A 24,267-nucleotide genomic window follows, 5' to 3' on the forward strand; every position below is an offset into this window, starting at 1 on the left:
CCATGGCTCAGGGCCCCTCGCTCCAGCGGAACTTCACCGACTCCACCTGCCCCATCCGGCCGCCGGCGCGGCAGGGCAGCGACACGTCGCGGCTCGTGCCCCCGGGCTCCCGCGCGCGCACCGAGACCCGGCTCCGGCCACGGGCGCGCGGCACGTCCGCGTGGAAGACGCCCTCGTGGGAGACCGCCACCGGCGCGCCCTCCACCCAGACCTCGGAGCCCCGGCGCACCTCACCCCGGAGGGACAGGCACAGCGTCTCGACCCCGGCGGGCGCCTCCGCCGCCACGCGCAGGAGCACCTCCAAGGGAATGGGCTCCGGGCCGAGCGGCGCCGCCCCGTCGAACACGAGCCCCTGCTGGCCCGCGCCCACGTGGATGGTGGTGCCCCGGGCCGTGAGGTCCACCGAGCCCTCGCGCGTCACCACCGCGACGAGCGAGCCCCGGCTCACCAGGGTGAAGCGCGCGGCGTGCGTCTCGGCCACCACGCCCCCCGGGGCATGCACGCGCAGGCGCCGCGCCTCGCGCTCGCCATAGTCCACGTCGAGGCGACCGCGCTCCAGGCGCAGGGTGTGCACCGCGGGCGTCACCTCCTCCACGCGCACCTCGGAGTGCTCGGGCAGCGACAGCCGCGAGGCCTCGTCCCCCAGCCCCAGGTCCACCCGGGCCCCGGGCCCCGTGCGCACGGCCTCCGCCGGCCCGAGCTCCTCGCCCACCGCGAGCGCCACCCACCGCGCGCCCTGGCCGCGCTGGGCCTCGCCCACCACGCCGAGCACCCGGGCCCGCGGCGTGCTCCCGCCCGGCGGCGCCACCGCCAGGGGCCGCGTCGTGACGGGGCGCGGGGGCCGGGGTGCCCCCGCCTCGTCCTCTGGCAGGAGCCACGCGCCCGCCGCCGCCAGGAGCAGGGCCATGCCCAGCCCGCGCACCAGCGCCTGACCCAGGGAATCCATCCTCGCCTTCATGCCCGGCCTCCTGTGGTGGGACTGCCTCGCGCGCTCAATCGCTCACACCAGATGGGCCTCGGCGCCCGCCGCGGGAAAGATGACGGTGATGGTCGTGCCCAGGCCCTCGGTGCTCTCCACGCGGATGCGGCCGTGGTGCGCCTGGACGATGCCGTGCGCCACCGACAGGCCCAGCCCCACCCGGCCGGGCTCGTCCTTGGTGGTGAAGAACGGATCGAAGATGCGCTCGCGCAGCGACTCGGGGATGCCCTTGCCGGTGTCCTTCACCGACAGGCACACCGCGTCCCCCTCCACTGTGCCCAGCCCCACCGAGAGCGTGCCCCCGCCGGGCATCGCGGTGAGGGCGTTGCGCAAGAGGTTGCTCACCACGCTCTGCAACTGCTCGGCATGGCCCAGCACCAGGGGCATGGGCTCGCCCAGCGCGCACGTGAGCGTCACCCCCCGCGACGAGAGCTCCTCGCGCACCTCCTCGAGCGCGGCGCGCACGGGGCGGGCGGGATCCAACGGGCGGCCCGTGCCCGCGCGCTCCTGCTCCGTCATGTCCCGCAGCTGCCGGATGATGCGCGCCATGCGCCGCGCCTGGTCGAGCACCATGTCCAGGTTCTCGCGCAGGGGCGAGGGGGCCGGCACCTCCTCGCACGCGAGCGACAGGAGGCCGAGAATGCCCGTGAGGGGGTTGTTCAGCTCGTGGGCGAGCCCCGCGCTGAACGAGCCGAGGGCCGCCAGGCGCCGCGTGCGGGCGATCTGCTCCTCGGCCTCGCGCAGCTGCCGGGTGCGCTCGTCCACGCGCTGGCGCAGCTCCTCGCTCCAGCGCCGCAGCTCCGCCTCGCGCCGCCGCAGCTCGCCGGCCATGTGGTTGAAGGCCCGCGCGAGCCGCGCCAGCTCGTCCCGGCCCTCCTCGGGCAGGGGCGGGCCGTCCTGGCCGGCGGCGAGCGTGGCCACGCCCTCGGACAGCCGGGCCACGGGCTGGCTCACGCCCCGCGCGAGTACGAGCCCCAGGAGCGCCGTGGCCGCGAGCGCCACCAGGGCGCCCAGGAGCGTCGTGCGCCGCACCCGCTCGGCGGGCGCCAGGGCGCGGCCCGCCTCCCGGCCCACCACCACGCCCCAGCCCAGCTCGGGCACGGGCGCGAAGGCGGCGAGGTACTCGGTGCTCGCGCCGGCCCCCCCGCGCACGGTGCGCACCACGGGCGCGCCCCGGGCGAGGCCCTCGGCCACCAGGTCCCGCTCCTCCGGGCTCAGGCCGTCCGAGTCCGCCGCGCCGACCACGACCACGCCCCGCGCATCCACGAGGAAGGCCCGCCCCGCGTCGCGCGCCCACTCCTCCACGCGGGCGGACAGCTCCGCGAGTGACAGCTCCGCGAGCAGCACCCGCGAGGAGCCCTCGCCCACCCGGACGGCGATGGCCACGCGGCCGCCCCGCGAGCCCTTGGGCAGGTAGGGCGCCCCGATGGCGGCGCCGGTGGCGCGCGCGAGCTCCACCGGCGCATGGCGCGCGAAGAGGCCCAGGGAGTCCTCGGTGACGGGCTGCCGGGTCCCCTCCTCCGGCGACAGGAAGACGGCGGGGGCGAGTGCCCGCCCCTCACCGTCCACCAGCACCAACAGGTTGAGGGCGCCCAGCTGGCGCAGCGGAATGCCCAGCACCTGCGAGGCCTCCGCGGACCCGAGTCCCTCCAAGGGCAGCGAGCCCGTGGCCAACCGCAGGTGATCCACGCCCGAGAGCACGAGCTGGCGACAGGAGCGGGCGAAGTCGGTGGCGGCCTGGGTCTGCAGCTCCCCCACGAGCCGCAGGAGCGCCGCGCGATGGGCGTGGAAGGACAGCCCCCCGAGCAGCAGCACCGGCACCACGCCCACCAGGGCGAGCACGAGCATCAACCGCGAAGCGAAACGCACCGGCATGTCGGGCCCCCCCCACCGCGTGAACCTGGGAGGGATTGCACCACAGACCCGACCGCTCGGGGGGACCTCGGTGCGGGGGGGCGTCTCGCCGTGAACGCGGGCGTCGCCCCGGCGTTGGACGGCGGACAGGCCCCCCGCGCGCGTGCGTCAGTACACGACGAGCGGGTGCGGCGGGAAGTAGCTCACGATGGAGAGCACGGGCAGGCGCGGCGCGTCCTCCTCGGCCTCGTCACCGCTGGACGTGGCGCGCAGCCCATCGAAGCGCGCGAGCACGACGAAGTCCTTGCCCGGCGCGAAGAAGGGGTCCACCCCGGGCAGCCGCCCCAGGGCCTCGCGCCCCGTCTCGTCCGACAGGTTGTCGTAGCGCGGCACCGTGGTGGCGTACGTCTCGCTGTCCCACGCGCTCAGCGCGCCGCCCCCGCTGGCCGGCCCCCCGAGCTGCCCGCTCTTCCAGTCCCGGCGCGAGGTGACGCCGACGCTCTGCTCGCGCGCCACCGAGCCCAGCGACTGCTCGACGAGCCACACCGTGGGCTGCTTCTCGTCGCTGCGCACGTCGGCCACCTGGGCGCGCAGGAGCAGGTAGCGGCCCTTGTAGATGTCCGGCTGGGCGATGGCGTCGGACAGGGCGAAGATGGGCACGCGGCGCTCGTGCAGCAGCGCGAGCTCCCCCGGCACGCTGCCCCCGCGCTTGGCCACCACCTGGGCGATGAGCCGGGCGGCGTCCGGGCGCACCCGCAGCTCCTCGGCCCAGGCGTCCGAGAGCAGGGACTTGAGGTGGGTGAAGTGGGTGCGCTCCACGCACGAGCGCAGCGAGGCCCAGGCCTGATCGCGCGCGGTGGGCAGCAGCGCGCGCGCGGCCACCTCGCACTGCTCGGGCGTCGCGTAGCGCGCGCCGAAGGCCTTCTCCTGGGGCCGCGCGGGCACGGGCACGTCCGAGGCGGGCGGCGGGGGCGGCTCCTTCACCAGCGCGGGCATGCCCTGGCGCTCGTCCATGCCGTGGGAGTGCCGCGCCGAGCCGCAGGCCCCCAGGCCCATGACGCACGCCGTGGCCGACAACAGGACGAGGGCCGGACGCGCGGCCCCCGACAGCTTCTTCATCCAGGTGGACATGATGATTCGCTTCCTCGCTCCCGGGCTTCTCACAGCGACCCCGCGGCCTGGCCGGACCCGGGGGCCCGCGCCGCGGAGGGAAGAGTGGCCGCGGCGCCCTGGGGCATGACGAGCGCGCAGCCCGACCCGCAGCGCGCCGAGGCCACCGCGGCCTGCATGGCGATGTCCTGCAACACCTCCGACAGCTTGCGGTAGCACGCGCGCGCCGCCGGGGCGAAGCGGCCCTTGGCGTCGATGACGGACACCTTGCCCTCCAGCTCGCACGTGTCCTCGGCCGCCTCGGTGTACTGGCGCTCACACTGCCCCACCAGGTTCTTGTCCACCGACAGCCCCGAGGGGGGCCGGGCGGCATCCAGGCACAGGGCGTGGGCCACGTCCTTGAGGGTGCGCACGTTGCCCGCGGCCTGCTCCTTCACGGCGGTGGATGGGCTCACCTGGGCCTCGAAGACGCACTCCCGGCCCGATTGGAGCGTCTCCACGGTGCACGCCCAGGCGGTGGGCGCCTCGTTCACCTGGGGCGGTGCCCCCAGGGCCTCGGCGGGAAGCGCCTCGGCGGGCGCGTCCGGCGCCGTGGACAGGAGCAGCAGAAGAATGGTGGAAAACATGGGGCCCCCAAGCGAGCAATCGACCTGTGCCATCCTCGGACGAGCGGGGGGGGTCGGGCAACCCGATGCGACCCCGCTGCTCGCTGGTCATCATTGACAAATCGGAAACACGCGCTCCCCAGGCCGCTCGCCTCCCCCGCCGCCAGGCCCGGGGCCGCCCGCGCAGCGGCCTGGAAATTCCGGTTTTCGACGGTTAGAGTCTCCGCCCCGTGGCAACTTCCGAGCCGCAGTCCTGGGTCCAGCGTTTGTGGCCCGCGGCGACCTTCCAGTTCGCCCTCATCGCCGGTGTGACGCAGCTGAAGACGGCTGTGAACGCCCTCGTCTTGTCGCGCTTCGAGTCGCACGTGCTGCCCTACCTGTACCTGGTGGGGGCCTTGCTCGTGGCGACCCTGGCGCTCATCCCCCGTCGGCCGCCGGATGAAGGCGGCCCGTCGCTGCGCCTGTTGATGACCGGGGGCGCGGCGGTGGTGGGCCTGCTCGCGGTGGGCGTGTCGCTGGGCCAGCGGCTGCCGGCGCTGGCGCTCTATCTCTTCGTGGACGTCTTCACGACGTTCATCTCCCTGCACTTCTGGGGGCGCATGGCGGCGGCCTTCGACGCGCGCGAGGCGCGGCGGGCCTTCACGGCGCTCAACGGCGTGGGCATGGCGGGCGGCATGCTCGGCGGTCTGCTCGTGCAGACGCTGGCGGTGCGCCTGGGCACCGTCGCGGTGCTCGCGGGCGGCGCGCTGTTCCTGGGCCTCGCGGGCTTGGCCTTCCACTTCCACGCCACGCCCGAGGGCCCCCGGCCCGCGCGCTCGCGGCACACCCCGCCCCCGGCCGCCGCCGCCTGGGAGTACCTGGCCACCAGCAGCTATGCCCGGGTGCTCGCCGCGCTGGGCATCGGCTTCGCGGTGCTGTCCGCCTTCGTCGACTACCTCTTCCGCCTGCGCGTGGAGCGCACCCTGAGCGAGGACGGGCTCGCCGCGCTCTTCGGCTCGCTGCAGCTGTGGATTGGCCTCTTGTGCGTCGTCTTCCAGCTCGTCGTGGCCGAGCGGCTGCTCAAGCGCCTGGGACTGATGGCGTACCTGGCGCTGCTGCCCGGCATCATGGCGCCCCTGGCCGTGGCCTCGCTGGTGACGCCGGAGCTGTGGCCCGTGCACCTGCTGCGGCTGCTCGAGAACGCGGTGAACTACTCGCTCTTGCCCGTGGGCGTGCAGCTGCTCTACGCGGCGGTGCCGGACGAGGAGCGCGAGGCGCTGCGCGGCGCGGTGGAGGGCCTGTTGCGCAAGGGCGGCACGGTGCTCGCGGGCGTGCTGCTCATCGGCGTGGGCCGGGCGGCCGACGGCGTCAGCATGGCGCTGGCGGTGGTGGCCCTGTGTGGCCTGCTCGGCGTGCTGCTCATGCGCCTGCGGCCCGCCTACGTGGAGGCCCTGGGCGAGCAGGTGGGCGCCTCGAGCGAGGAGGACGAGGAGCTGGGCCGCGAGGACCGTCGGCTGCTCGTGGAGGCCCTGGGCGCGAGCGCCCCCGAGCGCGTGCTGTCCGCCATGGAGCTGATGGAGCAGGAGGGCCTGCCCTTGCGGCCCCACCTGTCGGTGCTGCTGCGCCACACGCACGAGCGGGTGCAGGAGCGCGCCGTGACGCTGGCGCTGGCGCACGACGCCACCGAGACGGCGCCCCTGCTGGAGCAGCTCGTGACGCAGGGCACGCGCCGGCCGCGGGACGGCGCGGTGTGGGCCCTGGCCAAGCTGGCCCCGGAGCGGGCCGAGGTGCTCCTGCCGCCCCTGCTCGCCAGCTCGGACGTGGGCCTCAAGTGCGCGGCCGTGGGGGCCCTGCTGCCCAACCCCCGCTGGCACGCCGCGGCGCGCATGGCGCTCGGGGCCATGGCGGCGCGGGGCATCCAGGCGCCCGTGGCGGATCGCCGCGAGGTGGCCGGGCTCTTCGGCCGGCTCCAGGACGCCACCTACCTGCCCATGCTCGCCAGCTACCTGGCGGATCCGGACAGCAGCGTGCGGCGCGTGGCGGTGCGCTCGGTGGGCCAGGGCGGCTACGTGAAGCTCGCGCCCCGGCTGCTGCCCTTCCTCACCTGGCGCGAGGAGCGGCGCGCGGCGCGCGAGTCGCTCGCCGCGCTGGGCGACGAGGTGACGCCGCTGCTGGAGACGACGCTCAACGACTTCTCCGCGCCCCTGCCCATGCGGATGCAGGTGCCGCGCGTGCTGCGCCTCATCGGCACCCCGTCCGCGCTGCACGCCCTGCTCTTCTCCAACGTGCGCGACGACGCCCGGCTGCACTTCCGCATCGGCGCCGAGCTGTCGCGCCTGCGCGACGAGCACCCCGAGCATCCGGTGGACGAGGAGCGCGTGCGCGAGGCCCTGGGCCGGCGCCGCGAGGTGTACCGCGCGCTCGTGGGCCCCTACCGTGACCTGCGCGCGGAGCTGGGTGACCGGGCGCTGCTCACCCGCACGGTGGGCGACCGCCTGGATCAGGCCCTGGAGCTGAGCTTCTTCCTGCTCGGGCTCTTGCATCCGCCCCAGGTGATGCGGCGGGTGCACCAGCACGTGGCGGGCCAGGACGCCCGGCGGCGCGCCTACGCGCTGGAGCTGTTGGAGACGCTGACGAACGAGGAGGACCGGGCCCTGGTGCGCGAGCAGGTGGAGTCGCACCACCGGGATCTGCCTCCGGGCGAGACGGGTTCCCTGGAGGCGCACCTCGCCTGGCTGTGCCGGAGCGAGGACGTGGTGCTGCGCGCGTGCGCGCGACAGGTGGCGGGCCGCATCGGCATGGACGTGCCGGAGGCCCAGGAGTCGGACATGAGTCAGGCAACGGTGCAGAAGCTGTTCCTCCTGGAGGAGGTGCACGTCTTCTCGCAGAACGACGTGGACGACGTGGCGGCGGTGGCGGCCATCGCCCGCGAGGCGCGCTTCCGCGCCGGCGAGCGCGTCTACAGCGAAGGCGATCCCGGCGACGCGCTCTACGTCATCATCGAGGGCACGGTGGACGCCCTCAACAATGGCGAGCAGGTGCTGCGCATGAAGGCCAAGGACACCTTCGGCGACATCAGCCTCCTGGACGGCGCGCCGCGCCCCACGGACGCCGTGGCGGTGGAGGACACGCGGGTGCTCGTCATCGACCGGCGCGACTTCTTGGACTTGCTGGCGGATCGGCCGGAGCTGCTCACGGGCTTCTTCCGCGCGGTGAGCCAGCAGTTCCGCGCGGTCATCCAGCTCGCCGAGGCGCTCCAGGCGAGCGCCGATGCCCTGCCGCCCGCCCAGGTGGTGGCGGCGCTCGAGCGGCGGGTCGCGGAGGAGGCCCTCACGCCCCCGCTCACCCCACCGCCCGCGCCCAAGCGTCTGACGGGCGGCTGAAGCGGACTCAGTCGGGCAGCTTGCCCACGGCCTTCATCCACCGCTCCACGGTGGCGGGATTCTGGTCCACGCGTTGGCTGGGGAGCGCCCGCGTGTCGAGCCAGGCCTCGTGCCAGCTCTCGGCGCCGAAGTGTTGGGTGGGCCGGAAGCGCGCGGGCGCATCGAAACTGCCCACGGTCAGGTCCATGCCGTCGCTGTCCGCGTAGCGGAAGGTGAGCGGCGTGCCGCACCCGGCGCAGAAGCCCCGGCGGGCGATGGGCGAGGACACGTACTCGTCCGGCTTCGCACCGAGCCACTCGAGCTCGGCCTGCTTCACGCCCTTGAACGCGATGGAGACGCCGCCGGTGGCGCGCTGGCACATGCGGCAGTGGCAGAGGTACGCCGCGTCGTCGTGGATGAGGACGCGATAGCGCACGCGTCCGCACTGACACCCGCCCGTCATCCACTCGCCCCTGCCCGGCTTCGCCTCGTCCGTGAGTTCCATCGGCACACGAGCCTAGGTGGCGGAAGGGGCGGCCAGGCGCCCGCCGTCACACGGGCGGCGAGGAGTATCCTCTCCCCCACAATCGGACACGCCCGAGCGCCTTACTGACGGGTGAGCGTCAGGTCGTCGATCTGGACGAACGCGTCGGCGCCCATGCCCCAGAACCCGGCGAACACGCTCACGGTGCTGTTGTTGCCCGAGTTGAAGGCCACGGTCTGCTGCGTGTAGCCGGGCAGCGAGCCGTACTTCACCTCGCGGAGGATCGTGCCCGGCACCGTGCACACGCCGAAGAAACCCGCGTCGACGTTGCTGGAGCCGCGCACCCAGCCGGTCAGCACGTAGTTCGTATTGGGAGTCACCGCCACGTCCTGCTTGAGGGCGTTCCAGTCCCGCGAGGCGGTGCGGATCCACCCGTTGTGGGCGCCCGTGCGCGAGAAGCCCAGGCCCCGGTCGATGCCCTTGGTGTCCGGGCCCTGCACGTACCAGGGGGCGGACACCGTGTTGCTCGCCTGCTGCTCGAAGCCAGGGTCCCGCAGGAGGTTGGAGAGGCCTCCCGTGGCGGCGTAGAACACCTCCAGCTCGCCGATGGACGTGAAGGCGGCGGCGCCTCCGGGCGTGCCGAGGATGCGCACGCCATCGCCCCAGGTATTGTCGAACAGGAACGTGTACGTCGTGTTCGAGCCCGCGGCCGAGGTGAAGGGATAGACGGGGGTGATCTGCTGATTCGGCACGTCCGCCCAGACGCCGTTCTGGCGCACCTGCACGCGGAGGTTGCCGCTGAACCAGCCGCCGTCCGAGAACATGCCACCGGTCGTGTAGCGGACCTTGTTCAGGTGGTAGGCGCGCGGCCAGGTGTATCCCCACCAGTCGCTCGTCTTGTTCTCCTGATCCCAGCTGTCCTCGCTGTCATTGCGGGAGCCGTTGTTGAGCACGCCCAGGTTGCCGAAGTGGGCCACCTTCTCGACGGCCCGCGTGCCCGGGGCGGTGGCCAGGTTCACCGTGTCGCTCTGGGCGTTGGACGGCGTCGTGGCCACACGGGGCTCCACCACCAGCTTTCGCAGGGAGAAGTTGTAGTTCGTCACCCCGCCCACGAAGGTGTTGGACTGCACGTACATCGTCTTGCCATCGGTGCTGATGAACTTGGACGGAATGGTCGCGGAATAGCCGCCATTCTTCGTGGCCGACCAGGGGTAGCCGCCAAAGTCCTTGGTGAGGAACTTCTTCCACGGGCCCCAGGGCGTGGGCGACTCATAGAACTCGAAGGTGTACTCGGTCCAGGACGTGTAGAGGTAGCGGTTGAGGGGCTTGTTGTAGACGACGCTGCCCTGCGACAGCACCGTCATGTCGCGGATGTGCTGTGAGTCGCGCGTGTTCACGTAGATGCGCCGGTCATCCTGGAGCACGGGCTTGCGCTGGGTGATGTCCGTCGTCCAGGACGCACCGCCATTCAAATCCCCCCGGTAGAACTCCCAGGTGGCCCGGTTCATGATGCCCGTCCTGGGCATGCGCGCGAGGAACAGCTTCGTCGGATCCGACGTCGAGTTGTCGAACGAGTCGCGCCAGTTGTAGTCGAGCCCATACGCATACACGTAGGTGTCGAACGTGTTCCAGGCGTTGTTCTTGCCGTAGTCCAGGAACATGATCGTCGTGAACACGGAGCTGGGGAACATGGGAGCCTGCGTGTTCCAGGTCCACGTGACGCCGCGGTCGGTGGACTTCGCGATCGTCGCGTTGGGCGCGTTGTCGAAGTTCCACTCCAGATCCTGCACCGCCATGTACAGGGCGCCGTCCACGCACACCATGCCTGTGGGCTTGCGGTTGTACCGGCCCGTCTTCCACGTCTGGCTCACCCGTGTCGTCAGCGTGGAGCCCGTGAGGTTGCCCGGCAGGCCCTGGATGCGGTTGACCGCGATGTCGAACACGGGGTCCGGTCGGGGCTCGATCAGGGAGAAGCCCCGGCCATCGCCATTGCCCGCGTACAGGTTCCCATCGTCCGACCAGCACGACGGCCACAGATCGCCATCCGAGTAGGTGTTCAACGACGCCGCCGACTCGACGTGCACGGTGGAGAAGAACGTGCTGTCCGGGGGCACCACCGCTCCGGCCACCGTTGGCGCGAGCGCCATCAGCCCCACCGCGATCCGCCCTGCCCTCTTCGCTGCTGTCCTCACGTAGGTGCCTCCCTGGAGGCCGCTGCCTCACGGACTCTTCCAGTTGGACACGTTATTCGACTTCGAGCGCTCCCCCCGGCCACCCGGAATCGTCCGGGGTGGCTTCTAGACGTCGGGGCCTTCCGGCAGGATGCGCCCGCACCCGGGGGCCTTCATGTCCATTCCTTCTTTTGCTCGCATGGCCCTGGGGGCCATGTGCCTGCTGCTGGCGTGTGACGCGCCGCTCCAGGATACGGCGGTCGCGTCACGGTCTCACACGGAGGCGCCGTTGGTGGCGCCGATCGAGCCACCCGCGCCGCTGCCCGTGCCCGGTGACGGGGAGCTCATCCTGCCCGCGGGAGAGGACACCGTTCCGCCCGTCACGGCGATCACCGACCCCGTATCGGGAAGCACCCACTACCAACCGGTGTTCATCTGGGCCACGGCCAGCGACAACGTGGGCGTGACGCGGGTGGAGTTCTACGCGAACAACACCCTGCTGAAGACCCTGACCGGCTCCACGTATTTCTATGGCTGGGACACGAAGTTCTCGCCACCGGGGCTCTACACCCTCACCACCCGGGCCTACGATGCCGCCGGCAACGTGGCCACCTCCAACCCGGTCTACATCCAGGTGGCGCGAGACTCCGTCCCCCCCTCGGTGACCTGCACGGCGCCAGCCCCGGGCGCCACCGTGAGCGGCGTCGTGAAGATCGAGGCCTCCGCGAGCGACGACTTGGGCGTGCGACGGGTGGACTTCTACGTGGACGCCGCTGGCGGCAGCGGTGGCACGCGCATCGGCAGTGTCACCACGCCGCCCTACAGCATCGGGTGGGATTCCACGAGCCTCGCGGATGGAAGCAAGACGCTGCGATGCGAGGCGTGGGATGTCGGGCTGAACAGCCAGAGCGCCTCCGTCCAGGTCGTCACGTCCAACCCCCAGACGGTGACCTATGACGCGCTGGGAGCGCCCCGGTGCCGGTTGGGCGTGGCCTTCTGCGACACCCGGAACCTGACCCTGGGCCAGGGCTCCCAGGGAAAAGAGCCCAACTACCCCAACACCCTGAGCGCCACGCGCTGCGCGGACGGCATCTATGGCTCTCTTCACTACGGTCCTTCCGTGGATCGCATCGTCGTCTATCCCCGCGATGGCTCCACCTCGCCCTTGCATGAGGGCCAGCTCGTCCGCGCCGATGTCACGATCTGGGCGGACAGCGGCACGGGGGGCTATCCGTCCGATCGGCTCGATCTGTACCTCGCCCCGGACTATCGCGCGCCCGTCTGGAAGCATCTGACCACGCTGACGCCCTCGGGAAAGGATCAGCAGAAGCTCGGCATCACCTTCACGCTGCCGCCCGGGGACACCCAGGTGCTGCGGGCCAGTCTCCGCAAGGTGTACGATCCCCTCGCCCCCTGCGCGGCGGGCCTGTACGTCGACAACGACGACCTCCTGCTGGATGTCCTCCCCGCCGTCCCCGATGCCGAGCCCCCGCAGCTGGCCTGGGCCGCGCCGCTGGCCCACGCGACCGTCCAGGGCACGACGCCCCTCGTCCTCCAGGTGAGCGACAACACCCGCGTGTCGCTCGTGAAGATCTTCCGCGCCAACGAGTCCACGCCCGTGGCCACGATCCGGCAAGCGCCCTTCACGGCGTCCTGGGACACGTTCTCGCTTCCCGATGGGCCCTACACCCTCACCGCCCAGGCCTATGACTCCTCGGGCAACCTGAGCACCGCCACGATCGACGTGGTGGTGGACAACGATCACGAGGCGCCCACGGTCACACTGACCGCCCCCGTCCCCCAGGAGATTCTGAGCGGGGTCTACACCTTCAAGGTGGACACGAGCGACAACTCGCCGCTCGCCCGCGTGCAGTACCTGGCGGGCGGGGAGATGATCGGCGAGAGCACCACGCCGCCCTTCGACTTCAGCTTCGATACGGCCTGGCTGGCCCGTCCCTCCATGACCTTCAGCGCCCGGGCGTATGACATCTGGGGAAACAGGGCGAACAGCCAGGACGTCGTCGCCACGCTCGCCCATCCCAATCGCGTGTCGTGGAGTTCCAGCCTGAAGGTTCCCGTCTGCCTCCAGGACACCTCCCGCTGCTCGACCGAGGCGCTGTTGGACAGCGCCCACCACGGCGAACCGAATTACCCCAACACGATCGATGGCTGCACGGACTACGCTTATTATGCGTGGTCGCCTGATTACTCCATCGACTCCATGGTGGTCCGCTCCAAGGATGGCGGGCCCCTGACCCGAGGCAAGCCCGCGCGACTGCGGGTGACGTATTGGTATTTCACGAGCAAGCCCGTTGGCCTGGCCATCTATTACCGAGGCGCGGTCAGTGGCACGAGCTGGTCCCTGCTCCATTCCCGGTCCCCGGACAGATACAGTGGCTATGGGACGCAGAGCGTGGAGTTGGATTTCACGCCGTCCGCGACCTCCTCCCAGGTGGTCCTGCGCGCGCAACTGGCGACGTCCACGGCGTCCTGCGTGAGCAGTGGCGTTGATGACAGGGATCAGGACGACCTGGTCTTGAACTTGAAATAGAGCCGGAATCACCCGCCCCCCATGACCGCCTTGCTTCGTCTTCCGGTTGTCTGTCTTCTGGGTCTGCTCGTGACCTGTCCGCTGCTGGCCTGCACGGGCGGCACGGATGTCGCGCCGCCGCCCCCTCCACCCACCGACCCCGAGGTCGGCCTCACGCCCCGCTTCGTGGTGAGCGCCGTCGAGGGCGCGCCCTCCGAAGCGGGTACCCAGGCGCGCTTCACCGTCACCCTGAGTGACGCGCCCCGGTCCCCGGTGTCGGTGGACCTGAGCTCGGATCGCCCGGAGGAAGGACGGGTGTCGCCCGCCGGGTTGACCTTCACCCCGGACGATTGGAGCACGCCCCGGCAGGTGCTCGTCACGGGCGTGGATGACGCCCTGGCGGACGGCCCCCAGGCGTTCTCCATCCGGTTCGAGCCCTCCCAGAGCGATGACGTCCGCTTCTCGGGCCTGGGCCTCCCGCCGCTCTCCCTGATCAACGCGGACGATGACACCGCGGGCATCGTCCTCACGGAGGCCAGCGGCGCGACGAGCGAGGACGGCACCCGGGCGACCTTCACCGTCGTGCTCACCAGCCAGCCGCGCGCGGACGTGCTGCTGGGCCTGGAGTCCTCGGCGCCCGGAGAGGGCCGCGTCGAGCCTCGGGAACTGCGCTTCACTCCGGACGCCTGGCGGGTGCCGCAGGTGGTGACCGTGACCGGCGTGGACGACGACATGGCGGACGGCCCCCAGGGCTATGCCATCGTCGTCCAGCCCGCGCGCAGCGAGGATCCCGACTACGCCGGGTGGACGCTCTCCCCCGTGGCGTTCGTCAACACGGACAACGACACCGTCGGGCTCTCCCTGACCCCGCGCTCCGGCGAGACGACCGAGGCGGGCGGCCAGACCCCGCTCACCCTCGTGCTCGACAGCCGTCCCACGGCGGCCGTGACGGTGCATGCGCGCTCGAGCCACCCAGGCGAGGGCCGGGTGTTGCCCGAGTCCCTGACGTTCACCCCGGAGGATTGGCGGAGCCCCCGGACCCTCGTCGTCACCGGCGTGGACGACGCGCGCGCGGACGGGGACCAGCCCTACACCCTCACCCTCACCCTGACGAGCGACGACGCCACGTACGCCGCGCTCCCGCCGGCCCCGGTGGCGATGATCAACCGCGATGACGACACCGCGGGCTTCAGTGTCGGCGCCGTCAGCGGCTTCACGAACGAGGCGGGCGAACAGGCCACCTTCACCGTGGTGCTCACCTCCGAGCCCCTGGCGCCCGTCACGCTGCCCCTCCAGTCCGACGACACGACCGAGGGCACGCTCGCCGTCTCCGAGCTCACCTTCACGCCCTCCAACTGGTTCCTCCCCCAGACGGTGGTGGTCACCGGCGTGGATGACGCCCTCGCGGATGGCGTCCAGCTCTACACCCTCACCCTGGGACCCTCGTCCAGCGCCGATCCCGCCTATGCCGGACGCGAGCCCGCCCCGCTGACCGTGAGCAACCGGGACAACGACGTCGCGAGCATCACCGTCAGCGCGGTCAGCGGGTTCACGACCGAGGCGGGTGGACAGGCCACCTTCACGGTGGTGCTCACCTCCGAGCCCCGGGCGCCCGTCACGCTGCCCCTCCAGTCCGATGACACGACCGAGGGCACGCTCGCCGTCTCCGAGCTCACGTTCACGCCCACGGACTGGGCCACGCCCCAGACGGTCGTCGTCACCGGCGTGGATGACGCCCTCGCGGATGCGGACCAGCCCTACCTCATCACCTTCGGTCTTTCCGCCAGCGCGGATCCCGCCTATGCCGGACACCGGCCCGGCGCATTGAGGGTGTTCAACCGGGACAACGACACCGCGGGCGTCCAGACCGGACCCGTCAGTGGCCCCACGAGCGAGGCGGGTGGGCAGGCCACCTTCACCCTGGCGCTCACCTCCGAGCCCACCGCCCCCGTCACCCTTCGGCTCCAGTCCAATGACACGACCGAGGGCACGCTCCCCGTCACGGACTTCACCTTCACGCCCGCCAACTGGATGACGCCCCAGACCGTGGTCATCACCGGTGTGGACGACACCCTGCGGGACGGCGATGTGGCCTACCGCATCATCTTCTCGTCCGTCACCAGCGCGGATCCCGTCTACGCGGCGCTCCAGCCTGTCTCCGTGCCCGTCACCAACCTGGACAACGACACGCCTGGCCTCCACATCACGTCCACGGGAGGGCCCACGGAAGCTGGAGGAAAAGCCACCGTGTCCATCTCGCTCGCGGCCAGGCCCTACACCGATGTCTTCCTCTTCGTCCGGTCGAGCAACAAGGCCGAGGCGACCGTGAGCGCGTCGCCCCTGGAATTCAGCACCACCAATTGGAACGTGGTCCAGAACGTGTTCATCCAGGGGGTGGACGATCTCGTCGCGGATGGAGATCAACCCGTCTCCATCACCTTCCTGGTGTCGACCGCGGACTCGGGCTACGCCGCCTTGACACCGCCCCCCTTGAACTTCGTCAACCTGGACAACGACGTGGCGGGCATCCTCGTCAGCGCGGTGAGCGGCACGCCCACCGAGAAGGGCGGCAAGGCGTCCTTCACCGTCACCCTGCGTTCCCAGCCGCGCGCCGACGTGACGATCGCCCTGTCCAGCACGGACGAGACCGAGGGCGTGCTCTCCAGGAGCAGCCTCGTCTTCACCTCGTCCTCGTGGAGGTTCCCCCAGCGCGTCGAGGTCACGGGCCAGGACGACGAGTTCGCGGATGGCAGTCCACCCTACGCCATCGTGTTCGCGCCCAGCACGAGCACCGATTCCGTCTACGCGGGCCTCGTCCCGGAGAGTCTGGCCCTCGGCACCACGGATGACGACACCGCGGGCGTCCTCGTGAGTGCCCCGAGCGGCCACACCCTGGAGACGGGCGCCAGCGCCACCTTCACCGTGGCGCTCACCTCGCGGCCCTTCGCGCCCGTCACGTACACCCTCGACTCGTCGGACCCCGGCGAGGGCGTGGTCTCTCCGTCGAGCTTCACCATCACCCCCGACACCTGGCGCCTGCCCCGGACGGTGACCGTCACCGGCGTGGACGATGCGCTCGCGGATGGGGATCAGGGCTACCAGGTCCTCTTCCAGGCGCCCTCGACCCCGGATGCCACCTACGCCGCGCTCCCCCTGGCCCCGGTGGCGCTCGTCAACCAGGACGACGACTCCCCGGGCATCTTCGTCACGCCCCTCCGGGCCACCACCCACGAGGACGGCGGCCATGCCGTCCTCTCCGCGCGCCTGCTCACCCCCCCCACCGCGCCCGTCACCCTCCACTTCGACACCAGTGACCCCTCCGAGGGGGTGCCCGACGCCACGCACCTCACCTTCACGCCCACGGACTGGAACCAGCCCCGGCCCATCGTGGTCAAGGGGGTGCGCGACCTGCTGGCCGATGGCGACCAGCCCTACCAGCTGCTCTTCTCCGAGACGACGAGCGGGGACCCCGCGTACGCCGGACGCGTGCCGCCCCCGGTGGCGCTGAGCAACCGGGACGCCACGCAGACCCCCGCCGCGTGGACCTCCACGTTCGACTCCGGCCTCGAGGGCTGGAGCGTCACGGGCACCAGCGCCACGGTGGGCTGGAACGCGGACAACACCCCCACGTCCGTCCCGGGAGGCGCCGTGCACGCGGGCGCCCGGAGCCTGAACTACAACAACGGCGTGGACTACAACGACGGCGCCGACCACTCCGGCTCGGCCACCAGTCCCGTCGTCCATGTCGGCGGCGTGACCGCGCCCCAGCTGACCTTCTGGTGCAACTACCAGACGGAGGAGGAGGGCACGAGCTACGACCAGCGCTTCGTGCGCATCCACCGGCGCGAGGGGGCGGAGAGTGTGCTGGTGCAGCAGGCGCAGCTGTCCGCGCACCCCTCCGCCGCGGGCGCGTGCGAGGCGATGGGCACCTGGCACACCCACACGCTCGACCTGGATCCCGCCTGGGGGCCCGTCCAGGTGCGCTTCACCTTCCTGACCGCGGATGGCCAGTTCAACAACTACGCCGGCTGGTTCGTCGACGACGTCACGCTGCGCCTGAAGCCGTGAGCGGGGCGGGCGCCGGGGCCGGGACGCCGTCCCGCTCCGCGCGCAGCAGGTGCGCGGCGGCCACGGGGATGACGGGGCGCAGGAAGCACTTCACCAGGGGCAGGCCCGAGAGCCCCCGCGCCAGCGCGAGCCCGCTCAGGCCCCACGGGCTGCGCTCCACCTGGGCGGCCGGCGAGAACACCGACGTGGTCGCCCGGGACCAGAACGCGCCATAGCCCCGGAGGCCGGGGACGGCCGAGAACATCCGGTTCCACCCGCGCAGGAACCAGGGCGCGCGGGCCTCGGGCTCGTCCCACGCCCGCGCGCTCTTGCCCGCGGTGAAGACGACGAACCACCAGGCGCCCCACAGCGACACCAGCACCGGGAAGAGCACCCACCGGGCACTCGAGGGGATCGCGAGCTTCACGACGTAGAGCACCGGCATGCCCAGGGAGAAGAGCCACACCGCGCGCCAGCGCTGCTTGAGCTTCTTGACCATCCAGGGCGGGTTGAGCCGGATGCGCGGGGCGACGGCCTCGTCCTCCGGCTCCAGGCCCGTGCGCAGGCTCACCTCGCGCGACAGGTGCGAATGGTGGTCGCGCGACAGGGCGATGACCACCCACTGGCAGACGTAGAGCGAGGTGAGCAGCCCCGCCCAGTTCACGAGCGTCCAGGCCCAGCCGTCCCGCGGGCGCTCCGACGTCTTCTCCACCCCCGCGCGCGCCTTCTGGACCTCGGCCTTGAGCGCGGCGATCTCCTCGCGCAGTTCCGCCACCTCCTCGGGGTCCGCGTCCTTCTTCTGCAACAGCGCCGCGAGCGAGGCCGCGCTGTGCGCCAGCGCGTCGGCCTCGGCGTCCTCCTGGGCCTCCTCCAGGTGCGCCTCCACCCGCTGGGTGGCGCCCGTCATCCGCCCCAGCTCCCGACCCGCGTCCGAGAACACGCCGACGAGCAGCAGGATGGCCACCACCTGGAGGCAGGCCACCCGCAGGTAGCCGCGTCGGAGCGTCGTGTCCTCCAGGAGAACCCGGAGCAATTGGAAAGGCAGGATGAACCCCTGGGCGAGCTGGCCCCCTCGGGTCGTGGGGGGCGCAACGGACCGCCACGGCAGGTGCTCGGCACCGCGTCGTACGTCGCCCCACACACGCCAGAGGGGTGAGGAAGCAGGGGGAGAAGGAGCGGACTCGGAATCCTGAGGAGCCAGGCGGCGCACGGCCCCGAGGCTAACACGCCGCGAGCGGGACGCACCGGCACGGCCCTTTGCTGGATCACCCCCCGGGCAGGTGTGCTATTCGCGCCGACGTATCGCCCCACACATTCGGAGCCTTCTCATGCCTCCAGAGTCTGAGTCCAAGCCGGTGTCGCGCGGGATGAACCCGTGGCGCCGCGCTTCCGGTGTCCTCGCCCTGTCCCTGCTGGGCTCGCTCACCGGCTGCGAGAAGAATCCCCCGCCGCCGCCCGCCTCCAACACCCCCGCCCAGCCCACGCCGCCCCCGGCCGCGCCCAAGACGGTGACGCTGCTCATCACCGGCAGCGCCAACGGCCAGCTGCTGCCCACCGTCACCGAGGGCGACAAGCAGAGCACCGGCGCCGCGGAGCTGCTCGGCTGGTGGGAGTCCAAGGAGAAGCACTGTCCCGGTCAGGTCAAGGACGGCAAGGCGGCGTGCCCGGACGCGACCACGCTCGCGCTCACCATCGGTGACGCGTGGAACGGGCCGGCCATCTCCTCGTTCCTCTACGGCGAGTCCACCGCCACGGTGATGGGCCGCATGGGCTTCGCCGCCTCGGCGCTGGGCAACCACGAGCTGGACTTCGGGCGCGAGCAGTTCCAGAAGAACCAGCAGCTCGGGGGCTTTCCGTTCCTCGCGGCCAACCTCAAGGTGAAGGACGCGGCGCTGGCCAAGGGCTGGGAGCTGCCGGGCTTCAAGGTGTTCGAGCGCCAGGGCCTCAAGGTGGGCGTGGTGGGCCTCACGCCGCCCAAGACGGTGTTCACCACCATGGCGGGCCGCGCGGACGGACTGGAGATCATCCCCAACGAGCAGGCGCTCGCCGAGGCGGTGATGGGCGCGCAGAAGGCGGGCGCGGCCACCATCGTCGTGCTCGCGGACGAGTGCCCGAGCGCGCTGCAGCCGCTCGTGTCGCAGCACCCCGAGTGGAAGGTGTCGCTGGTGGCCGGTGGCCGCTGCGGCCAGCCCACCGAGCCGTCCCAGGAGGGCGGCACCACCTACGTGTCGCTGGGCAAGGGCTTCGGCAAGTACCTGCGCGCGCCCTACGTGCTGGACACCTCCAAGCCCCAGGGCGAGCAGCTCCAGGTGGAGAAGCCCGTGCTCGTGGACGTGACGACCGGCGAGGTGCCGGTGTCGGCCAACGCGGAGCTCACCCAGCAGCTCACCGACTTCAAGGGCCGACTGGATCAGGTGCTCGGCGAGCAGATCGGCTTCACGAAGAAGGGCCTGGCCCAGGGCTCCAAGGAGCTGACGGCCTGGGTGGCGGGCGCCATCCAGCAGCAGCTGGAGGCGGACGCGGTGGTGCTCAACCGCAAGGGCTTCCGCGAGGGCCTGCCGGCGGGCAAGGTGACCAAGGGCAGCGTGTACTCGGTGCTCCCGTTCGAGAACTCGCTGATGGTGGTGCAGCTCAAGGGCGCGGACCTGGCGACGCAGCTGGGCAACCCCGAGGCCGTGTTCGCGGGCGTCACCGCGGCGGGCAAGGGCAAGTTCAAGGACGCCAAGGGCAAGCCGCTGGATCCGGCCAAGACGTACAAGGTCGCCACGGTGGAGTACCTGTACTTCGGCGGTGACGGCTTTGAGTTCGAGAAGCTGGATGCCGAGCCGGGCGAGACGGGCATGTCCTGGCAGACGCCCGTCATCGAGTGGACCAAGGCCCAGGCCAGCACCGAGGCCAAGCCGCTGGAGAAGGCCGTCAAGTAGCCGCGCGGGCGCCTCGCCCCGTGGAACGACCCCCGCCCCCTTCGCGTACACGGAGGGGGCGGTTTTCATTTTTGGCCGGACCGAGAGGAGGACCCGTGGCCCCGTCTCCGATGACCCTGGTGCTCGACACCAATGTGGCGCTGGATCTGCTCGTCTTCGATGACCCCGCCGTGAGGCCGCTGGTGGGCGCGCTAGAGGCCGGGGACGTCACCGCCTGGGCCGATGCCGCCACGCTCGGAGAGTTGAAGTACGTGCTCGCCTATCCCTCCTTCGCGCTCGACCCCGAGGCCCAGGCGGCGGCCTATGCGCGCTACCTGCGGCTCGTGCGTGTGGTGGAGGACCCCGCGCCCCCGTCCACCCTGCCCCGCTGCCGCGACCGGGCGGACCAGAAGTTCCTCGAACTCGCCGCGCGCGTGCGCGCCACGTGGCTCGTGAGCAAGGACAAGCGCGTGCTGTCCATGGCGGACCGGGTGGGCCTGCCCTTCGGCATCCTCGCCTCCCGGCATCTGTCCCGTCACCTTCCCCCCGCGCGGACTGGATGAAACGCTCGTCCTCCCGTCCCCTGGAGCCCTCCCTGTTCCGCCAGACCGGCCTCTTCGTTCTCCTCGCCGCCTCGCTCGGCGTGACGGCGTGCAAGTCCAAACACCAAGATCCGCCTCCCGCGCCCACTGCCGCCTCCGCGACCCAGCCCGCCGAGCCGCCTGCCGTCGCCGACGACACCCTCTCCGTGGCGCAGCCGGAGAAGGGCCAGTGCGCGTGGGTGCGCCTGGAGGGCGCGAAGGGCGGCCGTCAGGTCCTCTTCACCTTCGACGGCCCCTGTGAGAGCGCCTGGTTCGCGTGGAGCCCCGATGGACGCCAGGGTGCCGTCCTCCAGTCCTTCGCGGACGCGCGCGCGCCCCTCGCCTGGAAGGTGGATCTCCTCGCGGGCCAGGGCGCGGCCCTGCCGCTTCCCGAGGTCGGACGCACCACGGAGTTGGGCTTCGATTCCCAGGGCCGCCTCGTCGCACTGGTCGCGCACCATGACGGGCCCCACATGAAACCGCCCGAGCGGGTCGAGAAGGACGGGCAGAGCGCCTTCGTGTTCGAGGGCAAGCCGTACCCGATCGATCAGCCCGGCGAGTTCGGTCTGGCCCATGCCTACCGCCGCGAGGGCGGCACGTGGACGCACGTGGAGACGCGCGTCACGGACTACGGCTCGGATGGCGCGGAGAAGACCCGGAGCCTCGCGCTCGCCAAGACGCTGGGCCCCACCACGGCTCCCACCGCGAAGGCGGGCCCGCGGCCGGAGAGCGTCACCCCCGAGGAGCAGACGGCCCTCGACGCGTCCGCCGAGGCGGAGCTCATCGGCCCCCGCGGCGAGGATCTGCTCGAGGACAGCACCTGGGTGCGTGGCCGCCTTTCGGGCGGCGACCTCTACTACCGGGCGGAGCCCACCGAGGGCACCAATGCCTCCCCTCCCCTGCGCTGGAAGGTGGACGGCACGTTCGTCGCGCCCGAGAAGCTCGCCCTGCCCACCGACGCCTCGCTCGTCCTGGAGGCGCGCGGCAATGCCCTGCTCGTCACCACCCGGGGGGCGGCGCGGCTATACGACATGCAGGCCCGGAAGCACCGGCGGTCGCTCGACGGCGTGTCCCATGTCTCTTTTTGGCCGTATCCCTCGAATTCGGACACGGGCGCCGAGAGGTCGGCCCCGGAGGCCGACCCCGCCCCTCGCTGACCTGGACGACACGCGCACGACCCAGCCGCTCAGGCGTAGGCCAGCACCACGCCCTCGACCACGTTGGCCGCGTCCCGGCACTTGTCCGTGGCCGTCTCGATGAGCTCGTAGACCTCGCGCCACTTGAGCACCGTCAGGTGGTCCATGCCGCTCTTGAAGAGCCGGCCCATGCCCGCCGCGAGCGTCTCGTCCGCCTTGGACACCAGCTGCTTGATGGCCTTGCAGCCCGCGAGGATGGGCTCGGGCTGCTGGATGCGCCGCAGCGTGCCCACCACCTCGCGCACCTTGTCCGTGGTCAGCAGCAACAGGCCCGTCAGCTCGGCCGCCTCGGGCAGGCGCTCGGGCAGCTCGTGGAACTGCAGCCGCGCCGCCGCCGCCCGCGAGAAGTCCAGCACCTCGTCGATCCGCGACAGCAACGAGTGGATGTGCGTGCGATCGAACGGCGTGATGAAGGCCGCGTGCAGCCGCTCGATGGCCACGTTCGCCGCCGAGTCGCCCTCGGCCCCCACCCGGCTGAGCGCCTCGACCCGGGCGGGTACGTCCCGGTAGTCGCTCATCAGCTCATGAAGGATGCGCACGCCCTCCAGCGTGATGGCGCACTGGGCATCGAATGCGTTGAAGACACCGTCCGTCCTGGGCATCAGCTTCTCGAACATCCAGCCTCCAGCTCGCCCCGGGGGGGCGCATGTGCCACGAGTCAGCAACTCGCATGCAACCGCCGCCTTCTTTCACGGTCGTTACCCATTTGTGACGAAAGATTGCGACCCCGAGGACCCTTGCGAAAACATCTCGTCACGATTCCGTAAAGATCAAGTCACGGAGGGCTTTCAGGGTGCCTGCTCGCGGCACCGACATCCAAAAACCCAACGAAAGCCCCCCCCATGACCCGACCTCCGCGCCTGCGTGCCCTCGCCAGCCTCGCCCTTGCCTTGACCTCCGCCTGTGGCGTGACGGGGGAGGCGCTCCCCGAGGGCTGGAGCGAGGCCTCCCACGGCAAGAACGCCTCGCCCGCATATGACGTCGTCTTCCCCTCGGCCCAGGTGCTGCGCTTCGAGCTCACCCTCACGCCGGAGGCCTGGCGGACCATGCAGGACGACATGACCGGCATGCTCGGCGCGTTCGGCGCCGGGGGCGGCCCGGGCGGCGGTGCCCCGGGCGGCGGCGGCGGGGGCGCGCCCGGTGGGGGGGGCGGTGGCGCCCCGGGCGGCGGCGGCGTGCCCGCGGAGCTCACCCAGCCCTGCGAGGGCAAGGCCGCGGGGGACGCCTGCACCGCCACCTTCATGGGCGGCACCTTCACCAGCACCTGCGGCACCTTCATGGGCGGCGCCCAGCTCGTGTGCCAGCCCCAGGGCGGCCCCGGCGGAGGCGGTGGCGGCGGGCCTGGCGGAGGCGCGGCGGACCTCATCCCCAACACGCCCGTGTATGTCCCCGCCACCCTGCGCTTCGGGGACAAGGCCTGGCCCTCCATTGGCGTGCGCATGAAGGGCAACTCCTCGCTGGCCGAGACGTGGCGCTCGGGCGTGGGCAAGCTGCCGCTGCGCTTGCACTTCGACAAGTTCGAGGACGACCACCCGGAGACGCTGGACCAGCGCTTCTACGGCTTCAAGAAGCTGTCGCTCGGCAATGGCGCGGCCGATGCGTCGCTGATGCGGGACAAGGTCGCCTCGGACATCTTCCGCGAGTCCGGCGTGCCCGCGCCCAGCACCGCCTTCGTGGCCCTCTACGTGGACCATGGCGAGGGCGCCCAGTACTGGGGCCTCTACACGCTCGACGAGGATCCGGACAACAACGCGCTGCTCGACCGCCACTTCGGCAACCACAAGGGCGCGCTCTACGAGGCGGATGGCACGGGCGCGCGCTGGGGGGCCTTCGACGAGGCGTCCTTCGACATCCAGGCGGATGACACCGGGATGGGCTGGGCGCCCGTCCAGGAGGCCATCGCCGCGCTCCACGCGGATCGCACCGACGCGGCGGCGTGGCGCGCGGGCCTCGAGGCGAAGCTGGACGTGCCGGGCTTCCTCCAGTGGCTCGCGGTGAACACCGTGCTGCAGAACTGGGATGCCTACGGCGCCATGGCGCACAACTACTTCCTGTACGCGGACCCCCAGGACAACCAGCGCCTGCACTGGATCACCTGGGACCACGACCGCGCCATGGGGCAGGCCATGGGACAGGCCGCCGCGCTGGACCAGTCGAGCGCCGACGCGACCTGGCCGCTCATCCGCTTCCTCTTGGACGACCCCACCTACGCCGCGCTCTACACGCGGTACGCCCTGGACGCGGCCAACGGGCTCGTGGCCCCGGCGGCGCTCCAAGCCCGGCTCCAGGCGGCGCACGCGCTCATCGCGCCCTACGTGGTGGGCAGCACGCCCGAGCAGACCGGCTACACGTTCCTCGCCTCGCCCCAGGCCTTCGAGGAGGCGGTCAGCGGCGCCAACGGCCTGATGGGCTTCGCCGCCCGGCGCCAGGGCGAGGTCCGCGCGGCCCTCGGCACGTCACCGTAAG

Annotated in this window: 15 protein-coding genes; 7 read left to right on the plus strand and 8 right to left on the minus strand. The window is 71.7% G+C overall.

The window, feature by feature from the left end:
• Positions 1-7: 7 nt before the first annotated feature.
• From I3V78_RS27720 to I3V78_RS27735, 4 genes are all read right to left on the minus strand, one after another.
• Positions 8-958, minus strand: coding sequence for a FecR family protein (locus tag I3V78_RS27720; protein WP_204491753.1), 951 nt, complete (start codon positions 956-958; stop codon positions 8-10).
• A 42-nt stretch (positions 959-1,000) separates the two neighbouring features.
• Complete coding sequence (locus I3V78_RS27725) at positions 1,001-2,854, minus strand: ATP-binding protein (protein ID WP_204491755.1); 1,854 nt, start codon at positions 2,852-2,854, stop codon at positions 1,001-1,003.
• 147 nt (positions 2,855-3,001) lie between these two features.
• Complete coding sequence (locus I3V78_RS27730) at positions 3,002-3,964, minus strand: hypothetical protein (protein WP_239576655.1); 963 nt, start codon at positions 3,962-3,964, stop codon at positions 3,002-3,004.
• 29 nt (positions 3,965-3,993) lie between these two features.
• Complete coding sequence (locus tag I3V78_RS27735; RefSeq protein WP_204491757.1) at positions 3,994-4,569, minus strand: hypothetical protein; 576 nt, start codon at positions 4,567-4,569, stop codon at positions 3,994-3,996.
• 209 nt (positions 4,570-4,778) lie between these two features.
• On the opposite strand from I3V78_RS27735, the gene I3V78_RS27740 reads away from it, so the two are divergent.
• Positions 4,779-7,910 carry a cyclic nucleotide-binding domain-containing protein gene (locus I3V78_RS27740; RefSeq protein WP_204491760.1) on the plus strand — a complete coding sequence of 1,044 codons (3,132 nt, stop codon included), beginning with the start codon at positions 4,779-4,781 and terminating at the stop codon, positions 7,908-7,910.
• Positions 7,911-7,917: 7 nt separating this feature from the next.
• On the opposite strand, the gene I3V78_RS27745 is transcribed toward I3V78_RS27740, so the two are convergent.
• Both I3V78_RS27745 and I3V78_RS27750 read right to left on the minus strand, forming a co-directional pair.
• The gene (locus I3V78_RS27745; RefSeq protein WP_204491763.1) at positions 7,918-8,394 is read right to left on the minus strand and encodes a GFA family protein; all 477 of its coding nucleotides are present in this window, start codon (positions 8,392-8,394) and stop codon (positions 7,918-7,920) included.
• A gap of 101 nt (positions 8,395-8,495) precedes the next feature.
• The gene (locus I3V78_RS27750; protein ID WP_204491764.1) at positions 8,496-10,520 is read right to left on the minus strand and encodes a hypothetical protein; all 2,025 of its coding nucleotides are present in this window, start codon (positions 10,518-10,520) and stop codon (positions 8,496-8,498) included.
• Positions 10,521-10,719: 199 nt separating this feature from the next.
• On the opposite strand from I3V78_RS27750, the gene I3V78_RS27755 reads away from it, so the two are divergent.
• Both I3V78_RS27755 and I3V78_RS27760 read left to right on the plus strand, forming a co-directional pair.
• Positions 10,720-13,095, plus strand: a complete 2,376-nt coding sequence (locus I3V78_RS27755) for an Ig-like domain-containing protein (RefSeq protein ID WP_204491766.1) — start codon at positions 10,720-10,722, stop codon at positions 13,093-13,095.
• Between the two features lie 21 nt (positions 13,096-13,116).
• The gene (locus I3V78_RS27760) at positions 13,117-17,142 is read left to right on the plus strand and encodes a Calx-beta domain-containing protein (protein WP_204491769.1); all 4,026 of its coding nucleotides are present in this window, start codon (positions 13,117-13,119) and stop codon (positions 17,140-17,142) included.
• Here the strand turns inward: I3V78_RS27760 and I3V78_RS27765 are convergent.
• Positions 17,120-18,154 (minus strand): hypothetical protein, encoded by a 1,035-nt coding sequence (locus I3V78_RS27765; RefSeq protein WP_204491771.1) that lies wholly within the window; start codon positions 18,152-18,154, stop codon positions 17,120-17,122. The genes I3V78_RS27760 and I3V78_RS27765 overlap by 23 nt on opposite strands.
• A gap of 295 nt (positions 18,155-18,449) precedes the next feature.
• On the opposite strand from I3V78_RS27765, the gene I3V78_RS27770 reads away from it, so the two are divergent.
• From I3V78_RS27770 to I3V78_RS27780, 3 genes are all read left to right on the plus strand, one after another.
• Positions 18,450-20,045 carry a bifunctional metallophosphatase/5'-nucleotidase gene (locus I3V78_RS27770; RefSeq protein WP_204491774.1) on the plus strand — a complete coding sequence of 532 codons (1,596 nt, stop codon included), beginning with the start codon at positions 18,450-18,452 and terminating at the stop codon, positions 20,043-20,045.
• A 95-nt stretch (positions 20,046-20,140) separates the two neighbouring features.
• A complete protein-coding gene (locus I3V78_RS27775; protein ID WP_338023768.1) occupies positions 20,141-20,587 on the plus strand; it encodes a PIN domain-containing protein in 447 nt (148 codons plus the stop codon).
• Complete coding sequence (locus I3V78_RS27780; RefSeq protein WP_204491776.1) at positions 20,584-21,762, plus strand: hypothetical protein; 1,179 nt, start codon at positions 20,584-20,586, stop codon at positions 21,760-21,762. The genes I3V78_RS27775 and I3V78_RS27780 overlap by 4 nt, the downstream gene beginning before the upstream one ends.
• Positions 21,763-21,791: 29 nt before the next feature.
• Here the strand turns inward: I3V78_RS27780 and I3V78_RS27785 are convergent, their stop codons facing one another.
• The gene (locus tag I3V78_RS27785; protein WP_204491779.1) at positions 21,792-22,418 is read right to left on the minus strand and encodes a DUF47 domain-containing protein; all 627 of its coding nucleotides are present in this window, start codon (positions 22,416-22,418) and stop codon (positions 21,792-21,794) included.
• Positions 22,419-22,643: 225 nt separating this feature from the next.
• On the opposite strand from I3V78_RS27785, the gene I3V78_RS39995 reads away from it, so the two are divergent.
• Positions 22,644-24,266: a CotH kinase family protein gene (locus I3V78_RS39995; RefSeq protein ID WP_204491782.1), complete on the plus strand. Its 1,623-nt coding sequence runs from the start codon at positions 22,644-22,646 to the stop codon at positions 24,264-24,266.
• The last annotated feature ends 1 nt before the right edge of the window (position 24,267 follow it).

It is taken from the genome of Archangium primigenium (genome assembly GCF_016904885.1).
GTDB lineage: Bacteria > Myxococcota > Myxococcia > Myxococcales > Myxococcaceae > Cystobacter > Cystobacter primigenius.